Here is a 25,591-nt window from a genome sequence, read left to right as displayed (position 1 = left end):
ATATTAAATAAGAGTAAGTGTACTTATTTATATACTAAAATTTAGGATCAACCCAGCCGCCTGGATTAATAGCTCCTCGATTTCCTCTTCTCCCAAAACCTCTTGAACCTCTGATACCTCTTGCTCCCCTTACAGAATATGACCTTGATATCTTTATTCCTACTCTATCTTCTCTATAGAATTCCCCTACTACTTCTCCTGTTCGTGCAGAGAAAATCCTGTTTTCATCAATATAACCAACATGATGACCGTTCTCGTCATATACTTGGTCTTCTAATACTTTTCCACAAAACCTTCCACTTAACGCCCAAATTGGGTAATCCATTTAGATAGCTCCTCCCTCCATAATCAATTACTTTTTGATTAGCTTGATACTTGGTTCAGTTTCTTTATAATTGAGAGTTCCTTTTTCAAGGTTACACAGCATTTCTATATACTCTTGTGGCAAAGACATTTCTTGAATTAGTTGTTGTTCGTTCTTTAAATTGTTCTCTAATAACATTAAAATGCTTTTCTTTAGAACTACTGGCTCCTGTAATGGATAAACATCATCAAGTGGCTCTTTCTTTCTCATTTTCTTCATAGATATTTGCTTTTGCAATGAAGTATATTTCCCTTCATCGATAATGTTTAAGTCTAAACATCTATATAACATGGCCGCAATTGAGACATTCCAATATTTCTTTAATTCAACAAAGTGAAGCAAAGATGTAGAGGTAACAGTTTTTGCAAAGGCATCCGCAGGCAATGAAAAAGCAGAAGCAAATCTATTTGCTTGATTTTCCATTGCTTTAAATTCCTCTTTGTTTAATACATCTTGATTATCTATATCCTTATGCATTAATATGTGTCCCAACTCATGCCCACCATCAAACTGTCTTCTAAAAGCAGACTGCTTATCGTTGCCAAGAAAAATAAATGGTCTACCTTTACGGTGTTGGCAAAATGCATCTACTTTTTGACTATCAGTGTCCACCGAAAAAACCATTATTCCGTTCTTTTCCAACAAATGAACTATATTAGTTATGGGATTGTCCCCAAGTCCCCAATGTTCTCGTACTTTGAGGGCTAATTCTTCAATCGAATCATCATCCCATTCTGAATCAAAATCTGAAATATCAGGTAGATTCAATTCAGGAAACTCTATATAATCTGCTAAATATTCATAGATGTATCCTGATAACAATGTTTTATTGTATTGCCGTTCCTTACTTTTTTTGGTAGCTGTTGCATTAGCTCTAAAGAACGTATTTCCAACAAATTGCTCTTTGTATTCTCGGTAGAAGAAGTTTTTAGGGAACTTTAACGTATTAATAATCGACATCATTGTTTCCGTTTTAGGTGTATAATCTCCAAGTTCAAATTGTGAAACTGCTTGCTTGGTGACACCAATTTTCTCTGATAATTCTTTTATTGTTAAATCTCTTATCAACCTTGCCTCTCTTAAACGTTTAGGATTAAACATTGGCTCATTTTCTACTTTCATAACGTTAACTCCTAACTAACTTTGTAATTCTAAGATGGATTATTCTTTAGCTTAATAACGATGTCTTCATCGTCTTTACGATCTTTAAGGGTGGTTTTAATATCAGATAAACTGTAATTATTTAATTTTACAAGGTCGTTGGTGTTAATGTTTATGTATTCTGTTATATCTTCCTTGTAAATCCAATCTTCTTGGTTAGGTTTTAAAGCACCTTCAAAAACAACATCGCTTCTACTATCGTAGCAAACCATAATCCCAAAAGGCTGATTCTCAATTCCAAGAGGTAATGAATATTGGTATGATTCCTGATCTTGACCAAATAACTCTTCTTCTTTTAAACCAGCTTGAAGTAGTCGGTCAATATTAGAGGAAGAAAATTCACCACGATACTCGCTTGGTTGAAAAATATACTTCTTTTCTGGCAGTTTTAATATTAAGATAAAGACATTTCTTATGGCATCGTGAACAACTATATAAGGATGCCATCCTGATTTTCTTGTATAAACTCTCATTTGCGTATGAGGATTGTCCTCTATTATTTTCTCAACATGCGTATTAACCAAATCATATTGCAAAAAAGGGGTATGTTTCTTTGTTGTTGTCTCTCCAAGTAGTAGTGATAATTCTTGAAACTTCTCTTTCCCATTCTTAATCCCCTGCAAAATCAAGCTTCTTTGTTCATCAGTAAGCATACATTCTTTAATTTTTCTATCCATTCAACCATACCCCCAATAGTTTCAGATTAGTTGAATTAATTATTTACTTTTATTATATTTTTGTCAAGTAACTATCTATTATTATATGAAAAGTTAAAGTTTCATGAACAATTATAACAGAAATAAATAAGTGGATTTGAGAATGTATTACTTATCTATACAGTAATGCGGAATGGTATAATTCATTTGAAGGGGGACTTCTTTTGAAATATATGATGACTGAAACATCAACACACATTGACTTAGGTTTTGGCATCACAGCAGCAAATTTCAGACAAACAGCTTTATTTCTCGATGAAAATTATAATGATAGCGTGTACACAGGAGAGATGCCGATTTTATATCTCTATAGGCATTCAGTTGAACTTTTTCTAAAATCACTAATAACTATATTCCATAGGAAATTGGAATTACCGTATAAAGAAGGAAATGTAGCCTTCGATAGCGAAATGCCATTTATTAAATCAGAGAAGAATCAATGGAGAGAAATTACCAAATGTCACGATATATCAACGCTATACCGTTATTACTTGGAACTAATTGAAGATAATAAAGATTTATTAGTTGAAAAAGCACCGAGTGGAGATTGGAACATCATTAATCCTGACCACCAAAAACACGTTAACGTAATTAAAGCCTATGATTTTGACAGCACTTATTTTCGATATCCGTTTACTAAAAATAAAAGTGTCGATAACAAGAAATTTAGTGTCAAAAAGATTGATCCAGAGAAGCTCCATGCTCAATTTAAGTCTAATATAGGACAAAGTACATTACTAATTTTTAATGATAATGAGGAACTTGTACAGGCACACGTTAATACAAAGGCAGATTTGAAGGAATTAACAAATGCCTTAAAAGATTTATCACATTATTTGGATTGTATTCATGCTATGTCAAGAGCTACCCTTTGCAACTATTGGTAATATGCTATAAATGTAAAGTGAGATCGGAAGTATCCAATCTCACTTTTGATTACAATCTATCTTCAAATTTACCAATATAACTTGACACTTCGGTGTTAAATTCCGCTTTAACATTAGCTTTTCTCAATACCTTCCACGACTTTACTACTTCACCCGCTTTATTCATGTCTTGGATAACATGCTTTACCCTACGTAGACGAAATTCTTGTTCGGATTCCCAAACCTCATTAATGAATGCTTTGGATTTCGGCATTTTATCTAAATGTTGCTCTAATAATGCTCTTTCACCTATTGCGTCACCAATACCCTTAACTGTTATCCTCTTTTGTTTTTCATTCCAGTTTCTAAGTTTCCACGTTGCCTTCTTAACTCTATTTAAAATTTCCTGATCTCGTTTCTCCCAATCTATCCGTCTATTTTCTTTATTTCCTTTTAATAGTTTAGGTGAATTATTATGTAACCATTCTTTATCATTTCTATATAAATAGGTATACGTTGACGGCTTTTTGTTTCTCAATTCTGTTTTAGATAATTTCGGATAATCTTGTTGCAATCGCACCCATAATTGTCGATGGTCTTCCACTGAATCAGCCTTATTTGTACTCAAAAACTCCATAGTTTTATTGTTACCTAAGGTAGCATTTGCATATTTAATCACCGTATTAGGATCAACATGTAATCTACGAGCTATTTCCCGATAACTTAGTTTCTCTTCAAGCAAAGCACTAAGCTCCCTTCTCCAAAGAAATCCAAAATTCATTATCCTTGTATATCTAAAACGATCTTCATCATTTTGCTCCTGACCTTTTCTTGTATAAGTAAAGCCACAGTGCTTACAGGAAAATCTACCGATAGGCAGTTTTGTCTTCTCACAGCTCCTTATAGAGACTTCTTGAATAACATCTTTGTTGTAATTTGGACAAACTACATTCAAGCAGGGCCACTTTGGTTTTCCAAAAGTCTCAACCTCTAATGGAGTTTTTCGAAAAACATCATTAACATTTAATCCAAGAAAATTAAGTAAAAGAATATGATGATAGGGATGAAATGATTTTCGATGTTTTCTTGTAATTAAAGATAACCATAATTCTGTTGATTCCAGTCCAACATTTATGTTTTCAAGAAATTCATCTGAATAATATTCCTGAAAATCATTAAATAACCTCTTCTGATAAACACGACCATTTAACGTAGCAAATCTTGCTTCAATCATTTGTTTACGGTAGAAATCTGTCAAGTAAGAAAAAGATATATACTTGAACCCACCATTTAGCAGAGCCCCTGCTTGTGAAAGAAAATGCTTATATTGTTTCGATACATTGTCATACACCAATCTTGATTTCGTAAGATCGCAGTTGTTTGAAGTAGGTAATATATAGCTATGTTTATTTGAAGGAGTGATTGATACTGTGCTATTCTCTAACCACAGTTCATGTTTCGGACAAATGAGATTTCCTGGTAACTGGTGAATACGATGCCAGTATAATTCTCCATACTTAGCAATATCCTCTTCAGCACAGGCTGGGCAAAATTTTAAATACTTATTTTGTGGTATCGAACTTGCCATTATACCCGATTGCATATAGATCCCTTTTCCATCATCACTTATCATAGAATCATAAATGGATTGAGCCTTTTCTGTAGGTAAGAACACTGTATAGAATGGGTACATTGTGTGCTTCTCTACAAGTGTCTGTTCATTTATGGTCGTTTTTTTGGGTAAATGCTGAACGAGAGAGCCAATTCCTGATGGCAACAATAAAGAAGCACTTATAGTTCTCTTTCCAAATAAATCTTCCACTGTGTGTTTCCAAAAGACATTTCCGGATCGAATGTGATATCGAGCAATAACACTATATAAAAGTTCATCAGGATACGGGGTGGGGAATTGTATGATCATGAAACATCACGCTCAGGGTAATCTTGCTTAATCATTCCTGCATCTAGTAATGCTTGATAAGCAGTTACTTGCCGCTCTTTCCCATTTTTTATAATGACCCTTAGGTCGGTACTTATCTCTTTATCCGTACCTATTTCATTATTGTTTAATAGAAGAAAAGCATCTTTTACTACTTGTGATACATCCCCAATTTGATTGTTCTCTGAAACAACTTTTTCTACTGTCATAATTGCAACATCATTATTAAAACCTAGCATTCCTAAACGGAAAACAGCATCATCAACCAATTTCTCCTGCTCATTTTTACGTTTTACTCCTTCTTGAAGGGAATCCATTACCTGTTTTTGATCAAGATTAATTCGTTCTTGCTCAATAAGATCCTCCATATCTGGTAGCAATAAGTCGTCATATTTTGCTAGTTTGCTGTAGTCTTTTCTTTTCAAAGTATTTAACATCGGTTGAACCATTTTAAGTTCTTCTTGAGCCACTTGTTTGATTAATGCAGCTGTAATTTTCTCTTCACCACTGGTAATGGCACGTAGCTGCACCATCATGGTGAGCTTAATTGCGATGTCAGCAATTCCTTGAGATTCATTATAGAGGGTTGAAGAAATTTCTTCTGTAAAAGGTACTTCCTCTTTTGTCCACTGATATTTCCACATCCCATGAACAAATAGATCCCAAATCGCATCTTTTTCAAATCTATCCCACATGATGTTCCCCATATTAGTGCTTCTTCTTGCTTGTCTGAACTGTGACTGTAAGACATCCATTGCTTTTGGAGTTCCAACCATGACGAGAGGGATATTTATCGTATTTATTAACGCTGTAAAAAAGTTTAATATCTGTGCTGAGCTAGAGCTTTTTATACCTTTTAGGTGTTGTAACTCGTCCAAGAATAGCATGCCAAGATTTATACTTTTAGCAATCTGAGCCATAATGGGCATTAGCTGACTTGTTGACAAATGGCTGTTTACGTATCTATTAAAATAGTTGGAGCCTAGAAGTAGATCTACTTGATACATAAAATCGTAAATTATGGTTTTTACAGAACCATCAAAAGGGGTTTCGATTTTTAAATAGGTTACTTGGTAGTGATTTAATGCCTGCCCTTTATACGCCACATGAGAGATGACCTGTGGTATGGTTTTCAAAATCCGCTGCAGTGTACGTGTTTTTCCTACACCAGACACCCCTAAAATACTTAGTGTTTGTCCTGTCTGGATGATAGAATGATCAAAGGATTTTTTCTTTATATTATTCCAGTTATCTACAAAAGTTTGTGCATAGTTAGCACTTATCGGATTACGATAGGTATATCCAGTCCTAATCAACCGAGATAAAGCTGACTCAATTCTAAGATGGATGGGGATAGCTTGAAAATAATGAAGCAACCTAGAAATTAGATGTACTCTCTGATGATCACTCAAATATCTTTCTTCTTTGTTATATGGAGGATATATACTAAGACGGTCAATGACCTCCTCCTGAGTATAGATTGGCGGCAAAGCCTCTATAAGAGGATTTCCTTGGTATTCCAATATTTCTGATTCCTTATAATTGGCAACTTGGGCCTTAGTTCCATTATGTAATTCAATTATCCCCGTCATAAAGCACTTCCTTCTGTTTTTCACGGAAAATATCCATCACTTTCACCGTTCCAGCATTATCATTTACTCTGTTCAAGTGCTTTCCTTTATTATTTTGATTCACTACGGTTTGCTTTTCCTTTTTTAATATTTCTCTCTCATTTTCTCGATTTTCTCTAATATTTCTTATATCTTTAGGTACCTCACTATTTGAAATTTGTTTGCTAGTCTCTTTTTTCGCTTTTCTAACAATCTCCTCTATCTCCTGAGCTAGCTTAATTTCTCCATTCAAACTGCTTTCCTCATATTCGGCCTCTTGTTGTTTTCTTCCTTTATTTAAACTCTCAACTTCCTCCATCTTTGCACCACGATACATTTCATATTGTTCTAGTAGTGTACAGACTTCATAGTTATGTCTATCTATCCAAATGTAGATATTCGAGACATCTTGAGGGTCAAAACGCACTCCCATATCCCAACTACCTTGTATACGAGCCTTAGAAAACCACCGTTCTTTCAGTGCCCTCGGACAAGTATAGAATAGACTTCCAAATTTAATTCCTTTCGGAGTAATTTTTGCACTACCTTTAGGTAATAGACTGCTTCTGATTACATTTAAAGGCATGGTCCTCAATAAGCCCGTTCCTTTATGCAACCCCCACTTAAATATTTCAATTGGTATGGGTGGTATTTTTTCTTCTATCATATTTTGTGTTAAAGGATAGCCGGCTAAATAATTATGGTTGTTATAATAAAGCACTGCTCGAACTAATATTTGAACGTATTCGTTTAGGTTTAATACTGCCTTTTTTCTATAATCCTTCCCCCCACGCTTCATAAAATCTTTTTGGACCGCTCCAGGAAGGAAGGGAGAAATATGGCCTTGAAGAATATCAAAATATTTTTCACATATAGCTTTAAGTTCGGGTCTGTAGGGCCCTAAATTCTGGATCTTAATATTTAAGTCCTCTGTGATTTGTGTTAACTCATTGGAAATTAACTCACTACCCCGATCCGCCAAAATCGTATGCGGGAGATAATGAATGGGCCAATCATTTTCATCAATATCCATATCGAGTGTCCGCTTACAAAATTCCTTTTTATCTTCAAAAGCATTTGCCAGAGCTAATCTCAATGATTCCTTCGACATATTCTGAATTCCTGCATATACAGAGACAATACATCTGGAAAATATGTCTACAGTTAAATATATTACTGGGCGGCCAATCACTTTGTTTCTATCAATACTAGAAACTAAATATATATCACCTATAGTTGCATCAATAGCATATGTACCTATCCCCATTGAGTCTTCTGTAGCTGAACCAGTTATTGCACGATAGTTTTGCAAAAATTCTCTTCTTCCCTCTCTTTTATGAATGGCATCTTCCGGTTTAAACCACTTTCTATACCAATAATAAAATTGGTCATATGAAATAATTGGTCTATCTAAGTCCAACACTTTATAGCCAGTTTTTTTATCTTTTTTAGTGAAATACTTCTTCACCATTTGCTGATAAGCGTGTTTTAATGAAGGCTTTGAACGTATAAAGTAGTATTTTTCCAGGCTAATTCTAATGATCTGCTTCCATTCATCAGTGATTGCTGCTCTCTGAATAGATGAGGAATAGACAAATGGTCTTCCTGCCTTTTTGGTGTATTGACGTTCCTTCTCCCGTTGTTTCCCGCAATTATTAAAATCGGGTAAGAGTGCATTCTTTACCATCCCTCTGGTCCAATATCGTTTCAAATATTGTCGTACTGTCTTTGTACTCAGAGAAAAACTTATACTGGCCGCCTTTATTAACTCTGACCTCCGTTTCGGGATAAAAATATCAGGAATCAGATGGATTTGGTTTATTACCATCCATGCTTTTTCTCGTTTTTCAATTTCTATCCCAGATAAGTCCTCATCGTTCACACTGATAGCCCAGGGGTCAGTTGCAACCTTTGTAATTTCCCCTATGTTTAAGGATGTTTCTATATTGTGTAACTCCTTACTGTAAGGAAATGACGGTTCGTTAACATTAACAAGGAAACAAAGTTGATACTCCTCATCAATCCAGACTACTCTTTGAATGAATATTGGACTTCCAGTGCTTTGTAACAAATCGTTAACTACCAACGGCATAACTTTTATCTCCACCATTTTCATCATTTAATTGAATATGATAATGATCTATTTTATTAGTAAAATAGATTTTCTTTCTTAAATCCATCCTTACTTCTTTATGGGCAACCAAATGTTTAAATAAAATTAAACCTAACCCTTCATCCAGAATATATTCTTTTTCCAATCGAGAAAAAATGCCTTGAAAAGAATCCTCCTTATTCGACAAATATTGAATCATATCACTTTTTAAGTGGGGCAGATTCAAAGTAAGCGATGGATAATCTTGAATATCATAAGAGTTCAATATCCACCCAATATTACGTGCCAGCTGTTTATCAATCTCTTTTTCTGTTACAACTCCAAAATTGATTCCCTTCTTTTCAAAATACCTTCTTTGAAGTTCCAATCTCTGTAATGATGCATTTTTCTCTAACTCCTGTGATTGCTTAATAATCCTTGCTTCATCATAATACTCACCATTTTCTGCCTTCCTTGTAACTAAGAAAGAAACCGTAAAAATATGTGGTACCTGCGTCTTTTTATCAAATAATTTCTTTGTTAGCTCCTCATCCACATGAATATTCATGTCGTGAAAATCTAATAAAGGGTATTGCTCCCTTATATCAGTGACATTTTCGTCAAACTCCAATAAATAGAAGTAATATAACTGTAAATCGCTCAATAGGTGATGCACCCGTTGTGTCGTATACCCAAGCGTGCGAGTAGATCTTCCTTTGGATGCTATGTCTTGAACTTGCAGCCACGGCTTATATTCTTTTCCTATTCCTTGTCCTCGTTTTTCTTTAAGCAGCCTATTGATAGTTGTTTCGTTCCATTCTCTAATCAAAAGTTATCCTCACTTTCAAACAAGGGAAAATAAAAACCACAATTCCTTAAGTCAGTGCCTGTAGTCAAAAACCCTTGTTTTTTTTACAGTATGACTAAGAAATTGTGGTCATTTTTTCATTATTCAATTTGAGATTGTCCATATTCTGGCTCCCTACTATTTTTTTTACTTTACGATAAAAAGTTGTTCTGCTAATATTCAGCTTTTTATATGTGGCAACTGCTGTTTGTTTACCTTCTTTCCAACATTTGTACTCCCGTAAGAAATTATCATCTATTTGAATTGCTGGTCTTCCAAATGCCACTCCCTTTTCTTTGGCAATAACAATACCTTCTAGTTGGCGTTGCCTGATACTGTCTCGTTCGAGTTCATATAGAGCTCCAAATATAGTACAAATAAATTTCCCTTGGGGTGTAGAAGTATCAATATTTTCCTTTAGACTAACAACCTCGATTCCTCTTTCAGTTAAATCATTTACTATCTCGAGAAAATCCTTTGTGTTACGAGCTAATCTTGAAATAGACTCAATAATTAAAACATCTCCGTCTCGAATAAAACTTAGCATTTCTTGTAACTGTGGACGATTCTTATCACTCCCACTTAACTTATCGAGAAAAATCTTTTCTACATTTTGTTCCTCTAAGGCTTTTATCTGTCTTGATTCATTTTGTGTTTTATGGGAAATTCTGCAATATCCTATTTTTATTTCAATCTCCTCCTACGGAATGTATGTTTGTATATTTCTATTATAAAGGGTCCCAAAAGGTCTGTGAAGGTCTTGAGACATTCCAAAAGTAACAATGCAATGTTTTGGAACATTATTTTTCACATTCCCAAAAAGTATGCTTTAGTGACACTAGCAATTCTTATCTACTCTACGGGAATAGTATATACATTATTTACCATAAAAAATATACGTTGTAATATAAAACAGAATAACAGTAAAATAATACTATAAATACATTTTCAGGAATGGGAGATTTGTATGGAGAATAAAAGAAACGAAGAATCGGAAATATTAAGGCTTGAGGCAAATTTTAATAATCAGATATCTGCCTTAGCTATAGTAGATCATAAAGAAAACGATGAATCTCTACCCGTAAATATAAATTCATTGCAATCAGAAATTCAGAATAAGATTCAAGTTGATGTAAATGAATTATCAAAGGTCGCACTAGACTTAATTAAGCAAGATGATAAATTAACTGATGAAGAAGTTGGTATTGAGTTGCTTAGAAATATTGCATTAAATAATAAAAGTAAATTTATGAGAAAGTTAGCCACAAAAATGATAAAAGAAAAAGTGGTGGATTAAACAGTGATTAAATCTATGTTTGAAAGAATCAAACTAATTTTATTAAAACTATTGAAAGAACATGAAAAAGAAATAAAGGAGTACTTATGGCAATTATTAATGTCAATAGTTATACATGTAAGAGAAAAGAATAAAAAATCGTCTCACTAAGAAGCTTAATGACTTTGAAAATCATAATTAGTAACTGAGGAGTATTTATGTAGCTAATAACCCTAAGATTCTGAAATGCATAAATTTAATAGCAACAATTGAATTTAATTTTTGGTTAAGAGCTAAAAAGAAATAGTATACTATTTGAATTGGAGGTAATTCTATGGCGACAAGTCAAACTAAATCATATCGTATAAGTGCTGAAGGTATTCCTTTTGAACATGAACAAAAGAAAAAAATATTTGAGACTTTTTTTGCGGTTTCTGACTATTACAAAAAGCACCCAAATCCTGGAGCATGTCATCTGATCTCAAGCATTTTCCACGTCTTGCTAACTGAACAAGATATTAAAAATGAACTATGTATCGGGGAAGTTAAGACTGGCTCTCAATATTTTGATCATTCATGGATAGAAATTAGTGGGAAAGTTTTCGATATTTCGATTCAATTGACGTTAGATGGATCCAGAAATGCTCCAATCTATGCAGGATATGACTTGCTAACCAATGAAATGCCTGTTAGGATTTATGGAACCCAATCACCTACAGGCTTTGATAGAGATGCGAAACAACTTATTAAAACTCCCTTTGTAAGATACATGGATAGGTACCCAGATTTTAAGGAAGGTGCATGGAAAATTGTAAAAGTTGTTGGTAAAGAACTTCGATTAAAATTAGATATACCTATGCTCCGACAGAGATACACAAATATGGAACGCACTATAAAAAAAACACCCTCTTAATACGATTTTTTCTGTTAAGGACTGCCCAATGCAGCCCTTAGCAGTAGTATTGTTCTAGTAACTATTTCCTCAAGTTCCTTGTACAAAAGTACTTAGAATTATCATAAACTCTGCCAACCTCACCTGGAAGTTTATCTTTAATTGAATTAACAATAAAAGTGCCTATTTGATTAAAGCTAAGTTTATCACTAACTCTCTCAATTGAAGCGTTTTGCTTAAACATTTTAAAAATATATTGAAAAAAATTAGATGGAGAGTAAATAACACCTTCTTTTACCATTCTATCTAACCAAAAGACCAATACTTCACTGAAATCTATTTCTCCATTATTGTAGTTAATTAGAATTAACTCAGTTTCACCTGAGTACGTCCATTTAGAGCATTTCTCTAATTCATCAATAAATTCACTAAATTTTTGAGCACTGAATGACCACTCTACACCGTTAATTTTACATACTCCTTGTTCATCGGGAATAGCTCCATACCAATATGCACCGTAACCCGGAAAATAAAAATCAATTCCATAACTTGATCTATGATGATATTCAGAGATTGATAATATTATTCTTCACAAACTCACAATTCGGATTACCAATAAGAATACCTAACACTACATTGTTATTACCTTTTTCTCTTAAATCTTCTAAAAGTTGTTGATAGGTGATTGCTTCTATCATATATATTACCTCCCCTTATCATTAATCATTTCTATTTGATTTCCAGTCAATGAAATAAGTACAGTTCTAAAAGAAATAATGTAATTCAAAGATTGTAGCAAAGCAGATTATAATGTAATGCATATGTATCTAACTGATTATATCAAAGACATGAGCACCTTTGATTGGTAAAAAAAAATTTAGAAAATCACTCTAAGTTATGTTGAGAGAAAGAAATTTTCACAAACACAAGAATGCGGGCTCCTTTAATTTCACTGTTAAATAAGCAAATCAAAATTATATACATAACTTTTTAAACCCCTATTGGATATCATTTCAATGATATTGCTCGTTTCACTTTATTGTGGAACGAGCAATTGCTTAGTTAAGCTATCCCCTTCTCAAAGAACAGGCAGTAAATTCTACTTATTAATTTGGAAGATCAACTTGCTTTCTTATTACTAATGTTGCTCATATTCCTTGAAAGCACATTTCGTATAGATATCCTAAGTTCTTCAATCTCTCTTAATGCCTTCTCAGAGATAATACCTTTACTTACCGAGGTTTCCAACGCACTTTCCAACCCTCCTAGTGCTTTCAAAGAATCATTAAAGAAACGAAATTTCTTTTTAACATGTAATTGATTTGCTTCGGCAACGTTAGCCAGACATGACGTGGTGTGCTTTCTCATTTTGCTTACAAGGTCCTTTTCCTTCCAAAACTCTTTTCTTCTTGTAACTTCATATATTCTTTCTACCAACAGCAAAGCATTATTATATGCTCCAAAGTTTTTCACATTAGGAGTAAATGGGTTTGGCAGATCTAATCCTTTGCCCTCTTTTTCTTTAATATTGGATAAGGTTTTCGTTAGAATACGTACCACTTGATTAACCATGTTATCCAATTCCTCGAATTGAGTCTGGGTGATATACTTTTGGCCCAATGAGACCTGGAGCCATGCAGAAGTTTCTTTTGCAGATCCTATTGCTATACTGTATTGGTAAAACTTTTCTCTTATATAGATTTGCTCCCCTATTTGTATTCTTCTTTTAATCGACTCTGCACTCCTCATAATTTGATTAACAATATGGTCAACCTCAAATGAAGGAAATTTCCTGCATAATTCGATGATTCGCACTTCTAATTCCTTTGCCTTCTTGTAGCCAATAAATTGTTTTACATCTCTTACTTCAAGAGAATGCTGAGGGTTTTGTAGAGGGGTGATTCTTTTTGTGGATTTTGAGGGAGTACTTGCACGCTCATCGTTTGATGGGGGGATGGGGAATAAGTTATGGAGATTATCGTAAATTTGAACAGCTCTATATTTATGTAAGTAGTAGTTAATTACAATCTCTTCAAACTCAGTTATATCTTTTAAATCTTTAAGTACCCAAATTAATCCTTTCTCTGCTAGGTTCTTTAATTTTTCACCAATGTCCATGATACTGTAATCACACAATACTCTTTCATTCCGATACCAGTTGTGTATTTGTTCTACTATTTTATTCAATCTTCTTTCGACTCCTTTTTCATATTAAGTATTGATTTTTTCCTTCTTTATAATTCTATTCTACTTCCTTACTTATTGATTAACTAGTTTATTAGGCATGACCATGTTCTAGTATCAGTTATGAAATTTATGAAATTATCATACTTGCTAGAACCATACTTATATGAATTTTTCTTATATTTATGATTATGGTACATAGTATGAATTATTAAATCTATTAAATAAAAGGAAGTGGTTTAAATGAAAGAAACTATAATGATTGCCATCGATTGTGGCAAATATCAGACCAAATCAATTGCTCGCTACAAAGGAAATACCTTCATGACAAATTTCCGCACTAAATTAATGTCAGTTTCTCAATTAGGGATGGAAATTCAACCAAAGTCCTATCTAGTGGAGTATAATGGGGGTGAATATTTAATAGGTGACATGGTGAGTGAACAGTTCGCAGACTTTTCTCTAAACAAAGCCTCTCTTATTCACCAGATTTCCATCTACACTGCAATTTCACATATGCTGCAGAAAGCAAATGCCCCTTCTAATGTTGAGATTAGATTGGCTGTAAATGTCCCTATTCCTACGTACAAGGATTCTGTTCAAAAGGAAAAATTCAAGCAGATGGTAGAAAACCAAGGACGAACTGTACACTTGGTGGTTAACGAAAAAGCCTACTCATTCGTATTATCAGATGTAACTATAGCATTTGAAGGTATGGGTGAGATATACGCCAAACCAGAAGCATACAAAAACAAGAACACAATTGTAATTGATTTAGGCGGACTAAATACAACTCTTTGTCAATTCAGTGGGTTACAACCGCTCATCAATACCATGATTGTCAGCGATTTAGGTGTTAATAGTGTCCTAAAGGGAAAGATCGGAAAGGTTATTAATGAACGTTATGGCCTTTCAGTTTCTTCCGATGATTTAGAACAAGTTCTTCGAAATGGATATTTTGCAAGTAGAGGAGAGATTTTCGAAAACAGCAAAATATTTATTGAGGAACTAAAGTATGATCATTTCCAGCAGATTATTCAATTTGCAAAGAGCCGAGGGTATACTTTTAATATGTCTGATATCCACTTTGTAGGTGGTGGGGCAATTATTCTTAGAAGGTATATCAAACAGGAATTTCCTCATGCAGTCATTACTGATAACGCTCAGTTCAGCAATTGCCTCTCTTTCCTCAAAATCCTCGAGGTCAAAAATGCCTAATGCCAGGTATACCATTAGCATCCTCTCTAAAGACTCTGATTTAATCCATTATATTGAGAACAAAAGAAGGTCCATTGGGTTAAGTACATATATTCGGGAATTGATTCGTAAAGACATGGAAAATCAAGATACCTCGGATTTAGAGCAAATATATGAATATGTAGCAAAGAGAATGAAAGAAGAGGGATTACATATAGATGATACAAGTGCTCGAAAAGCTGCAGAATTTATAGATGAGCAGCATAAGGATATTATCATGGACCTCTTCTGAGGAATCTTATACAAACTAAAAAGGACCCTTGTGGTCCTTTTTGTTGTACTGAATTATGTGCGTTCATTTAAACCATCGTATACTTCTTCAAACATATCATCCATAACAAACGATCTAAATTCACCGTTTTCTAACATCTTCATAAAGAATTTTTCATTTTGCGACATTCTCGATATTACAAAATCCAAAAAGGCTTTATCATAGGAGAATTTAAAATTCTCTCGTGTATTATTCTGTGCCTTTTGTGCTAAATCCTCGTCATTTATCATATCTTCTTTTATTTGATCTCTGGATAGCTTATCTGTTTCTGAAAACTCCGTTCCAAATCGTTCATTAAGTCTGTTAATAATAGAAGAAAGTCTCTCATTTTCCTCTTCACCAGTTTGTCCTTTTCCGTAGCTCGGAGGTTTTAGTGTAGATTCTCCAACGGGATTAAGTGATATATTACCTTCAAATACTTTATCGTTCCGGTAGTATTGAAGTGCAACATCATCTGCTAGATACACACCATCAGAAACGTTTTTAGGTAGTTTTCTTAATAGATAATTTAGATATACATATAACTTATGTAAGTCGATATCTGCAAATGGCCCTATCTGCAAGATAAAAGCATACGTTCGAACAAATTTAGTAGTAGCTCCCTTAAAGTCTTCTTGCTGCTCTTTTGATAATTCTTTATTATAACGATTCACAGCTTTATCTAAGATAGAATTCAACTTCTCCTGTGTCTTACTTGTCTTCCTCTTCTCACTAAATTCTAATTTACAAACCTCTTCGATTTCTTCCTTCGTGTACACCTGACAAGCATCTAATTCTCTTTCTAAATCATATAGCAAGTTAGGATCTGTTGTACTTTCTAAACCCGTAACTTCGTAATATGGTTGAAAAGCCTTCTGAATATCTTCTGCCTCATTCACAAAATCAAGCACAAAGGTATCATTTTTACCCTTACAAGTTCTGTTTAGCCTAGAAAGCGTCTGTACCGCCTTTATCCCATCTAGTGGCTTATCAACATACATGGAGTGAAGTAGCGGTTCATCAAAACCTGTTTGGTATTTCTCCGCAACCAATAGAACTTGATAGTTATCGGTATGAAACTTGTCTGGTAATTCTTTTTCTCCAAAACCGTTCATCTCAGGTTCTGTAAATGGCACTCCCTTATCCTCAACTGTTCCTGAAAATGCTACTAAAGTGCTTAAATCACCATAGCCTTTTGCTTTGATATACTTATCAAAAGCTTGCTTATATCTAACAGCATGAAGACGACTACCTGTAACTACCATGGCCTTAGCACGACCACCAATCTTATGCCTAGTCACTTGTCGAAAATGTTCCACAATAATTTCAGTTTTCTGAGCAATGTTATGTGGATGTAAGGATACATATTTAGCAATTTGCTTCGTGGCTTTCTTACTAGAAACCTCTGGATCATCTTCAATACTTTTGGCTACTTTATAGAATGTTTTGTACGTTGTATAATTCTTTAATACATCTAAAATGAAACCTTCTTCAATAGCTTGTCGCATAGAGTAAACGTGGAAAGCATGTGGCATTCCATCTTCATCATAGGTTCCAAACCGTTCAATCGTTTTCGGTTTTGGTGTAGCAGTAAAGGCAAAGAAAGAGATATTATCTTGTTTTCCACTTTTTGCGATGGTTTCAGCAATTTTCTCATCTACATCTTCCATGTTTTCTTCAGCTAATCTATCAGCCTCAAAAGCATCCTCTAACGATTTATCCGATAAGATGTTTGTCATTGCTGTCGATGCTTTGCCACCTTGGGAAGAATGAGCTTCATCTATTACTATTCCATACTTACCAGCAGAAAACTCTCCAAGCTTTTCTATAATAAATGGGAATTTCTGTAATGTAGTGATAATCACCCTAGTTCCTCCAGCAATAGCATTAGCTAATTGTGCAGAATCCTTATCTATTTTCTCTACCATTCCCGCTTTATGCTCTAATTGATAAATAGCATCTTGTAGCTGCTTATCTAATACTCTTCTGTCCGTAATAACAATAATGCTGGTAAACATTGCATTATCGTCTTCATCATGAAGTTTAGCAAGACGATGAGCTAACCAAGATATACTATTAGTCTTACCACTACCCGCACTATGTTGTATCAAATAGTTTTGACCAATCCCTTTCTCTTTCACATCTTGCTCTATCTTTTTTACTGCATCCAACTGATGATAACGAGGGAAGATAACCGTTTCTCTTCTATCTATAATTTCTCCAGTAGAATCCAATACGTCTTCTTGATTTACATAGACAAACCGGAAGAGAATATCTAGTAAGCTATCTTTTTGAAGAATATCATTCCATAAGTACGATGTACGGTAGTCATTATAGACAACTGGATTGCCTTTTCCTCCATAATTTCCTCTGTTGAAGGGCAGGAAGAACGTTTTATCTCTATTCAGTTGTGTAGTCATGTAAACTTCATCTGTATCAATCGCAAAGTAAACAATTGCTCGTTTCTTGAACTCAAATAACAACTCTCTAGGATCACGATCTTTTCTAAACTGATTCTTGGAATCTTCTACCGTTTGATTAGTTAGTTGATTTTTTAACTCCATAACAACTATGGGTAAACCATTAAGAGAGAGCATCATATCAATGCTGTTATTGTTTTTACTGCTGTAGTACACTTGTCTGCTGGCAGTAAAAATATTCTTACGATAAAGGTCAATAAGCATTTGATTCATGTCACTAACAGGTTTGTTGTATGCCAGTTTTAGAGTTACGCCATAATCCTTTACTCCGTGCCTCAAACAATCAATCATTCCACGTTTATCAAGTTCTTTTTGTACTCGGTCTAAGATTTTCTTTTTGTACTGTTCTTTATAGGCTTTTCGTAAGCGTTCGAGTGATTTAGGTTGTGATGTCTCCAGAAACTCGAAAAAAGTCTCTACATCAATTGCGTACATTCTAAAATCATTTAAGGCTTGATCAGAAATGGTTCTTTGAATATAACCTGAATTAATCAGATCAGCTTCTATATTAGATTCAAAACCTTTCTCAGAATAATCAATGTTCATTTTGTCACCCCTACACTTTAAATATTATCTCTCACATCAATCTTCCCTGTAACCACTTCATAGATAAGAGATTGACGATATTCTTTAAGTGTATTTATTTGTTTGCCCAATAATTCTATACTTTCTTTAATTTTATTAGTTTTAAAGTCTAAGAACTCAGCTATTTGAATTTGTTCTTCATTAGGTGGAATTAAGACCGAAAAACCCTTTAATACGTCTTGACTCAATGATGCTCTTGTTACTATATTCATTTCTTTCACAAAATACCTTCTACCCAAGTTACTTCTAAAATAGTACTTTGAAAATTCTGGAGTTATTTCTTTCGTAGTAGGTCTGAATCTAATTAAAAAACCAGCAAATGTTGCTTCTTCTATGGTTTTGATACAAGTGGACGCTATTCCTATTTCCTCAATAGTTTCGGAGGTTCTAGTAAAAAGGACATCCCCTTTTTTTACTGAATATGAATTTTTATCAGTCTGTGTTGCATTTACTAAACCCTCTACTTTAAAAGGTAACTCCATATTTCTATATACATCACCATAACTTACAAATGGTGTCCCAAATCCAAACTCATCTGATGATTTACTAATACCATTTTGAGTTCGCCCTAAGAAACCTAATTTTTTCACACCCCAATGCTCAGGTATCTCCCCAATCCAATCCACACCTGAACCCTTCATTTTCACATCAGGATTTAATCCTTTTGTCACCGCTTCGGTAATAATGGCTTGACGTTTTTCCTCTAGTAATTTAATAAGATTTTCTTTATCAGCAATAAGTGCATCAATCTCAGATGTTTTTTTGTCAAGATAATCCGCAATAAGAATTTGTTTTTTTATGGGTGGAAGAGGTATAACCTGTTCGCCTATAAACTCCCAATTTGCCCTTGGCATTTTGGCACCATATGTTGATGAATTTATAATATCTGTAAATTTATCATTTAAGATTACATATTTTATGAATCGATTTATTGATGTTAGCTTTTTTTGTCTTAAAACTAATAACTCAGTAGTTCCTTTACCGTCAAAATTAGCAATAGTACATTTCGAAAGATAAGGTCTTAGTTTTCCATATAGTATATCCCCTATTTTGAATGTATTGGAAATCCCATCAATACTGATTTCTTCTTTTACGATATACTTACCAGTCTTGGATTCTATATTTTCTAAACCAACATATTTCAAATAGCTTTCTGGGCCTACTTTTTCATTTATTGGATTAACAGCATATTTTAGTTTTACTCTTTGCCAGTCTAAAGGAATTTGTCCAATCCAATCATGGGACTTCTTTCTTTTTTCCATTATCCCATCACCTTCTTCAACTTCTCCAAGATACTCTCTTCCAACTCTTTTATCTCTTCTTTTATCTCTTCTGAACTTCTCAATTCCGTATATTCATAAAAGTAACGTGTAAAAGGAACTTCATAACCTACTTTTGTCTTTGACTCATCAATCCAAGCACCTAGAACATGTGGTTTTACTTCTCTTTCAAAGTAGTCATAAATAGATTCTTTAAATGGCACGATCTCAGTATCACGTAAATCAGTATCTGGTTCAGGGTTCCCTTTGCTATCCAAACAAACATCAGCAGTCTCATCTTTCTCAGAAAATGCAGCTAGAATTGCTTTAAATAAAGGGGTACCAACCTTTATATCGTTTTCTTTAAATTTCTTCTTGAGCTTCTTCGTGAACTCTTCTCTATTTTTATATGCCTCTTCAATTTTTAAAGATAATAAAGCATCCACTATATCTCTTTGCTGTTGTTTACCTAACTCTATAGCCTCTAAACCAGCTTCACCTTTTTTCTTGGACTTTGCTAAGTTGGCAAAAGCAGTCTGATTATATAACTCTTTTACCCTATCTTGGTTAATCTTGAATTTTAAACGCAACGGTCTCTCTACTGTAATCTTTTGATAACCAAAGTCTTCATTATCAAAAACCTTTACCTGTTTACCTTCTTTGAAATCACCATACAATCTAATTATTTCAGAAATATGTTCCTCAGAAAGTTCCTTACGCTTGCTACCTAAACTTTTTCTCATCTTTTGGTAAAACTCCACGGCATTTACAAGTTGAATTTTCCCTTTACGATGTGAACTTTTGTTATTAGTTAGTATCCATACATACGTTGAAATCCCAGTATTGTAGAATAGATCAGTTGGCATAGAAACAATTCCTTCAACCAAATCGTTCTCGATTAAATATCTACGTATTTCAGACTCTCCACTTCCCGCATCGCCAGTAAATAAAGGAGACCCATTCATGATGATTGCAAGACGGGATCCTTTTGGATTATCTTCAGTGACTGGTTTCATTTTGGATACAAGATGCTGCAAGAAAAGAAGTTGTCCATCACTGATGCGAGGTAGTCCAGCTCCAAACCTTCCGTTATAACCCTTTTCCTCATATTCAGCTTTTACAGCTTTTTCAGCTGGCTTCCATTCCACTCCATAAGGCGGATTAGTTATTAGATAGTCAAAGGTCATTTCAGGAAAGGCATCATTTGATAAAGTATTCCCAAACCGAATATTCTTGGCTTCCTCACCCTTTATTAAAACGTCAGCCTTACTAATCGCATAAGATTCCTCGTTGAATTCTTGAGCAAAGAATTCTAACTCTGCTGATGGATTTAATTCCTTTAGGTATTCTTGAGCAACAGAGCCCATACCACCTGTACCTGCACATGAATCGTATAATGTTTGTGTTATCCCTTGCTTAGTTAAAATATCTTCATCATCTAAAAACAATAGATTTACCATGAGACGAACGACCTCTCTTGGTGTATAGTGATCACCAGCCTCTGCATGCTCACTAAAACGGCGAATCAACTCTTCAAATATGTATCCCATTTCTACATTAGATACGACACTTGGATGTAAATCTATTTCTCCAAAACGTTTCACAACAAGATAAAGCAAATCATTGCGCTCCATCTTATCTATTTGCTTATCAAAGTCGAAATACTCAATGATGTCTCTTGCTGTCTTAGAAAATCCGTTTATATAATCACGCAAGTTATCAGCTATGTTATCTGCATCACTTAGTAATTTTGAAAAATCATAGTTACTTACATTACTAAATCTTTGCTTTGCTACTCGATTTAGTATTTCATCCCTAGACTCTTCTGGCATATTTTTAAATTGCTCATACTTGTCTAGTACCTCTTCTTTTGTGCTATCCAGCACGCTGTCAAAACGTCTTAATACAGCCATCGGTAAAACTACTTTCCCGTAATCTTCTGGCTTATATGGGCCTCTAAGCAGCTCTGCTATAGACCAAATAAAAGAAACTTTTTCTTGAAAATTTATCATCTCTGTACTCTCCTGCGAGAAATCTATTGTGTATCTTTACTACTTTTATACTATCAAATTATTGTACTTATTATAAGATGTAATCTAATGGATAAGGTTCTAGCTCCTTCACTAAATAAAATTTCACATTAGGTATTCTCTACTCAACTGGTATCCTTACTAAGCCCTATAGAACTGTTCAATATCAAGGGAATTTATGTTTGAAGACTAGTAACTTATTTAATTACATACTTGTATAGGGTTATGATTCGGTAATCCTGTTTCGCCTAGCAATATTATTGGTGTATTACTAAGGCTTTCTTTTAATTCCGTTATGAAAAAAGAGAACGTTCTTGTTAATCGAGCATAGAAAAATACACATTGAAACCTCCTCCTTAATAGAAAGAGGTTTTTCCTTTACGATGTACTGCAAGCATATCCTTCTGCATTCAATTGACTGCCTATTATTTTCCGAATAACTTTTTCTGTTTTGTCAATAGTCAAAACGGGGACAAATCTACCGCTGTCTATTGCAATTTTTTGCTGTCTTTAGTTCACAGAGACTCTTTTCTGTGGAATCATATAGCTTAACACCTCCATTATGATGAATCTCCATTTTTTCCTTGCTGAAAAGCATATTCTTTTCTTTCAACATTTCGGGTATTTGCTCAATGAGGGGGTTTTTAGGGGAGTTTAAAGCGTTTGAAGATCAAACTCATATCTCTTGATACTTCAGCCGTGTATCCGGTTATAATAGCTTGCGAATAGACCATAAAGCAGACGAACATTCTGCCATCCAAGTCTCCATCAAAATAGTAGATGATTCGAAAGAAATCATCTAACCTTTTCATATTTATGTTGTAGGTACTGGTAGATAACTAGACAGGTGAGGTTGTATCTTTTAATGTCTAAGCATGTTTGAGTACACTCATTATCTGTTTAACGATGGTCAATAGCTTACTTCAATGCTCAATAAATAGATTAATTACAAATAGCAAACTGAGTAACTCCGTATAAACTGCATATTTTTCTAAAACTTCTGCAACACTCATCGTTGTAAACTGCACATTTTCAATAATATCCCCTTCTAAATTGTCTATTGTCAAAACAACTTGTGTATGTGTCGTTGTAAACTGCAGCTTTTTCAAAACTTCTGCATAAATTATGATGAGAATTATTAGGTAAATTAACAGAGAAGGCTGATATAAAGGCATTTTTCAAACTTCTGCAACATCCATCGTTGTAAACTGCAGTTTTTCCTAATACTTCTGTAACGCCCATCGTTGTAAACTACAATAGTTTATGAATTTCATATCCTTTTACACAGATATTATGTAAATATTGCAAATCACAGATTTATAAACCACCTTAATTGGTTTAAGGTAATAGGGAATTGCTATATTTTTCACCATATATTATTGCCATATGTTCTCTATAAATCTTTTCAAATGTGGCTAGTTCTTCTTTGGTAAAAATATTAAATCGTGGATCATTAAAGTTTGCTGAAATATTCAGCATCTTTTCATCAATTACTACTTCATTCCTTGCCACTACATACTCCCCGTATAATTCTTTTCTAATCAACCCAGTCAACTCCTTACCCTTATCATCGGTTTGAAAGAGTAAATTGTGATAATCATCTATTTTTAAATTATTTATATTGTGGTTCAGGTATACTAGTGCTGGCCTATTTCAGTAGTGACCTCACCTTATAACTTTTTGGATAAAAAGTATTTTGATCATAATAGTTCGCCATATTATTACTTCTGATTACCGTCACAACAAACTGTCATGTTCTCAAAGATACTTAAGCTACACCTTATCGATCTCAATATCATTTGCGAAAAAAATAATTTCAAGAGATAATTTGAATAATCAATTTGGGTTGGGAGTGATATTTCTGAATACTCAAGAGAACGTAAAAAGAAGAAGTCTAAACTTACCTCTTGCCATAACAAGTGAATCCCACGGTGTCAAAAGATTGCGCAGGAACAATGCCCTTTTGCTGAAAAGACTTCGAGATCTTAAATCTGGACCATTTGGAGTTTGCTCTTGGTTTAGAAAATGATCAAATATAACAAACGGCGACCTATGTTAGATCGCCTTTCTCTTTCTGACGAAACTCCACTGTTTCAGTAAGAATATATGCACTAAAGATTAATTGGAACTCAAACCTCAGATGTTAATCACTTCTATCTTTATAACTTCTTAGTTATAAAGGGTACTACATACAAAAAATATCTTCATACAAAAGAAACATAATACTTTTTTAAATTGCTACAGAAGTCATCTATATGTGTTAATACTGCCCACTATAATTGTATTTTTAATATCAAGAGCAGGTTTTTCCGGTCTTATACTAAAACCAGTTATTTATATATATTTGTACAGGGTTATGATTCGGTAATCCTGATTCAGAATAAATAAAAAAGACTGCTGACTATATGTCGCAGTCTTCACTCATAAGATCAATCTATGATTCTTTTTAAGGATTCTTTATTCTGAATAATTGTTTTCAGATATCTCTCCGCCTCTTCTTCCATTCCAAAACCATTCAATAGAATATTAAGTTTCGTAGTCAATTCACATCCTCTTTTCCCTCTAATTAAACGAAAAACATAACTAGGAGATAAGTTCGTTCTATCCGCTATTTCGTGCAAGCTATATCCTTGTTTTTTCTTTAGCTGCTCTACTAATTTGCCAAATTGCCCATCAATCATCTCAATAATATTAATATTCTCTTCATTAACCATTTCTTTTCCTCCTAAGAAACTGTTATTAAACAGTACCTGTTTTGTCATTGCCTATTATTCTAAGCAGTTTGAAATAATTAATTACTCGATATGACAGGTCTAATTATTAGGAGAATAAAATCAGGATTACCGAATCATAACCCTATATAAATTATTGTTTAAATCTAGCTCTATTTACTCTAATTAAAAGCAATCCATGAATTAAAATAATACCTAAAAGACAAACTTAGGTAGCGCAACATAAAACATTTAACACTTATCATTTTGAACCAGGTACATATATTAAAAGAGACAATCATTTAACCAAACTATCCATCTATAATGGCAATACATCCCTCTATTAGTTTTAATAAGCTACATAAAGAGTCTATAAACCAGCCCCCAAAAGTATAGACTCAATTGTATTTTGATCACGGGTTTTGACTTTAGGTAAAACTCGTGACAACTCCACCGCTGATTGTTGCAGTTTTTCATTAGAATTTACCTATTTTTAAAGAAAACTCTTTTCGTTTATTGCCAATAGTCAAAACCGGGACAAATCTACCGCTGACTGTTGCAACTTTGTATAAGCTATAAGAACTCATTTGTACCTATTGTCAACTAAGTCTACTAAATTCAATTCATTTATTGTCTTTAGTCAATTTATATTTGGCGATCTCCCGCAAATTATTGTAATCTCTAAAACTTTGTCCATTTCTACCGCTGATTCCTGCAGTTTTTACGTTACACAATTTAACCATTGCTTTCACCATATATAAATAAATGCCATTCAGTGTGAGTCATGCTGTTCAGAAATAAGAGTTAATAGAAATTCCTCAAACTGCTTATCTTCTAAATAATACAAATCAATGAAAAGGTATGGCTGCTTATCTCCTTTTGCTACCGTTGCATAGCCCTCTCTTCTTCCAAAACGATCATTTCTTGAAGAATATTCGTACCCCAACCAGTCCAGCAATTGAAAAAAACGCATTGTGGGGTGGGATCTCCAGATCTCATACACCAAACTTATTATTTTACTTTTATGTTCCATCTTTTATATCCAATCCTTCCTTATTAATGTAGTGTGTAG

The 25,591-nt window shown here is 33.8% G+C and carries 22 protein-coding genes; 5 read left to right on the top strand and 17 right to left on the bottom strand.

Going from position 1 to position 25,591, the window contains the following annotated elements:
• Nucleotides 1-34: 34 nt before the first annotated feature.
• The 3 genes from AB1K91_RS18785 to AB1K91_RS18775 are packed head-to-tail and all read right to left on the bottom strand — an operon-like array spanning nt 35 to nt 2,202.
• Nucleotides 35-325 carry a hypothetical protein gene (locus AB1K91_RS18785; protein ID WP_413092085.1) on the bottom strand — a complete coding sequence of 97 codons (291 nt, stop codon included), beginning with the start codon at nt 323-325 and terminating at the stop codon, nt 35-37.
• 27 nt (nt 326-352) lie between these two features.
• Entirely contained in the window at nt 353-1,486 is a 1,134-nt protein-coding gene (locus AB1K91_RS18780; RefSeq protein WP_413092084.1) for an XRE family transcriptional regulator, read from the bottom strand.
• Between the two features lie 29 nt (nt 1,487-1,515).
• A complete protein-coding gene (locus AB1K91_RS18775) occupies nt 1,516-2,202 on the bottom strand; it encodes a hypothetical protein (protein ID WP_413092082.1) in 687 nt (228 codons plus the stop codon).
• Between the two features lie 203 nt (nt 2,203-2,405).
• On the opposite strand from AB1K91_RS18775, the gene AB1K91_RS18770 reads away from it, so the two are divergent.
• Nucleotides 2,406-3,128, top strand: a complete 723-nt coding sequence (locus AB1K91_RS18770) for a hypothetical protein (protein WP_413092080.1) — start codon at nt 2,406-2,408, stop codon at nt 3,126-3,128.
• A 49-nt stretch (nt 3,129-3,177) separates the two neighbouring features.
• Here the strand turns inward: AB1K91_RS18770 and AB1K91_RS18765 are convergent, their stop codons facing one another.
• From AB1K91_RS18765 to AB1K91_RS18745, 5 genes are all read right to left on the bottom strand, one after another.
• Nucleotides 3,178-5,028 (bottom strand): TnsD family Tn7-like transposition protein, encoded by a 1,851-nt coding sequence (locus tag AB1K91_RS18765; RefSeq protein WP_413092078.1) that lies wholly within the window; start codon nt 5,026-5,028, stop codon nt 3,178-3,180.
• Nucleotides 5,025-6,638, bottom strand: a complete 1,614-nt coding sequence (locus tag AB1K91_RS18760) for an ATP-binding protein (protein WP_413092076.1) — start codon at nt 6,636-6,638, stop codon at nt 5,025-5,027. The genes AB1K91_RS18765 and AB1K91_RS18760 overlap by 4 nt, the downstream gene beginning before the upstream one ends.
• Nucleotides 6,622-8,748: a Mu transposase C-terminal domain-containing protein gene (locus AB1K91_RS18755; protein ID WP_413092074.1), complete on the bottom strand. Its 2,127-nt coding sequence runs from the start codon at nt 8,746-8,748 to the stop codon at nt 6,622-6,624. The genes AB1K91_RS18760 and AB1K91_RS18755 overlap by 17 nt, the downstream gene beginning before the upstream one ends.
• Nucleotides 8,732-9,577, bottom strand: coding sequence for a TnsA endonuclease C-terminal domain-containing protein (locus AB1K91_RS18750; RefSeq protein WP_413092073.1), 846 nt, complete (start codon nt 9,575-9,577; stop codon nt 8,732-8,734). The genes AB1K91_RS18755 and AB1K91_RS18750 overlap by 17 nt, the downstream gene beginning before the upstream one ends.
• Before the next feature lie 94 nt (nt 9,578-9,671).
• On the bottom strand, nt 9,672-10,277 hold the full coding sequence (locus tag AB1K91_RS18745) for a recombinase family protein (RefSeq protein ID WP_413092131.1): 606 nt from the start codon (nt 10,275-10,277) through the stop codon (nt 9,672-9,674).
• Between the two features lie 285 nt (nt 10,278-10,562).
• Between AB1K91_RS18745 and AB1K91_RS18740 the strand changes: the two genes are divergently transcribed.
• Together AB1K91_RS18740 and AB1K91_RS18735 are read left to right on the top strand one after the other, a co-directional pair.
• A complete protein-coding gene (locus AB1K91_RS18740; RefSeq protein WP_413092071.1) occupies nt 10,563-10,892 on the top strand; it encodes a hypothetical protein in 330 nt (109 codons plus the stop codon).
• 313 nt (nt 10,893-11,205) lie between these two features.
• Nucleotides 11,206-11,784 carry a hypothetical protein gene (locus AB1K91_RS18735; protein WP_413092069.1) on the top strand — a complete coding sequence of 193 codons (579 nt, stop codon included), beginning with the start codon at nt 11,206-11,208 and terminating at the stop codon, nt 11,782-11,784.
• 545 nt (nt 11,785-12,329) lie between these two features.
• On the opposite strand, the gene AB1K91_RS18730 is transcribed toward AB1K91_RS18735, so the two are convergent.
• Entirely contained in the window at nt 12,330-12,461 is a 132-nt protein-coding gene (locus AB1K91_RS18730; RefSeq protein ID WP_413092067.1) for a hypothetical protein, read from the bottom strand.
• 421 nt (nt 12,462-12,882) lie between these two features.
• Nucleotides 12,883-13,950, bottom strand: coding sequence for a four helix bundle protein (locus AB1K91_RS18725; protein WP_413092066.1), 1,068 nt, complete (start codon nt 13,948-13,950; stop codon nt 12,883-12,885).
• 240 nt (nt 13,951-14,190) lie between these two features.
• On the opposite strand from AB1K91_RS18725, the gene AB1K91_RS18720 reads away from it, so the two are divergent.
• Both AB1K91_RS18720 and AB1K91_RS18715 read left to right on the top strand, forming a co-directional pair.
• The gene (locus AB1K91_RS18720) at nt 14,191-15,165 is read left to right on the top strand and encodes a ParM/StbA family protein (protein WP_413092064.1); all 975 of its coding nucleotides are present in this window, start codon (nt 14,191-14,193) and stop codon (nt 15,163-15,165) included.
• Nucleotides 15,158-15,436: a hypothetical protein gene (locus AB1K91_RS18715; RefSeq protein ID WP_413092062.1), complete on the top strand. Its 279-nt coding sequence runs from the start codon at nt 15,158-15,160 to the stop codon at nt 15,434-15,436. Before AB1K91_RS18720 ends, AB1K91_RS18715 begins: the two co-directional genes overlap by 8 nt.
• A 53-nt stretch (nt 15,437-15,489) precedes the next feature.
• On the opposite strand, the gene AB1K91_RS18710 is transcribed toward AB1K91_RS18715, so the two are convergent.
• The 7 genes from AB1K91_RS18710 to AB1K91_RS18680 form a co-directional block, all read right to left on the bottom strand.
• Nucleotides 15,490-18,480, bottom strand: coding sequence for a type I restriction endonuclease subunit R (locus AB1K91_RS18710; RefSeq protein ID WP_413092061.1), 2,991 nt, complete (start codon nt 18,478-18,480; stop codon nt 15,490-15,492).
• A gap of 17 nt (nt 18,481-18,497) precedes the next feature.
• Entirely contained in the window at nt 18,498-19,781 is a 1,284-nt protein-coding gene (locus AB1K91_RS18705; RefSeq protein WP_413092059.1) for a restriction endonuclease subunit S, read from the bottom strand.
• Complete coding sequence (locus AB1K91_RS18700; protein ID WP_413092058.1) at nt 19,781-21,790, bottom strand: type I restriction-modification system subunit M; 2,010 nt, start codon at nt 21,788-21,790, stop codon at nt 19,781-19,783. The genes AB1K91_RS18705 and AB1K91_RS18700 overlap by 1 nt, the downstream gene beginning before the upstream one ends.
• 941 nt (nt 21,791-22,731) lie before the next feature.
• On the bottom strand, nt 22,732-22,983 hold the full coding sequence (locus AB1K91_RS18695; RefSeq protein WP_413092057.1) for a hypothetical protein: 252 nt from the start codon (nt 22,981-22,983) through the stop codon (nt 22,732-22,734).
• Nucleotides 22,984-23,146: 163 nt separating this feature from the next.
• Nucleotides 23,147-23,353 (bottom strand): hypothetical protein, encoded by a 207-nt coding sequence (locus tag AB1K91_RS18690; protein WP_413092055.1) that lies wholly within the window; start codon nt 23,351-23,353, stop codon nt 23,147-23,149.
• Between the two features lie 884 nt (nt 23,354-24,237).
• A complete protein-coding gene (locus tag AB1K91_RS18685) occupies nt 24,238-24,522 on the bottom strand; it encodes a helix-turn-helix domain-containing protein (protein WP_413092054.1) in 285 nt (94 codons plus the stop codon).
• A 769-nt stretch (nt 24,523-25,291) separates the two neighbouring features.
• On the bottom strand, nt 25,292-25,552 hold the full coding sequence (locus tag AB1K91_RS18680) for a hypothetical protein (RefSeq protein ID WP_413092052.1): 261 nt from the start codon (nt 25,550-25,552) through the stop codon (nt 25,292-25,294).
• Nucleotides 25,553-25,591 lie beyond the last annotated feature (39 nt).

Origin of the sequence: Terribacillus jepli, assembly GCF_047228925.1 — a bacterium.
In the GTDB taxonomy this organism is placed as follows: domain Bacteria; phylum Bacillota; class Bacilli; order Bacillales; family Amphibacillaceae; genus Terribacillus.
This window is presented reverse-complemented; position numbering and strand designations above follow the sequence as displayed.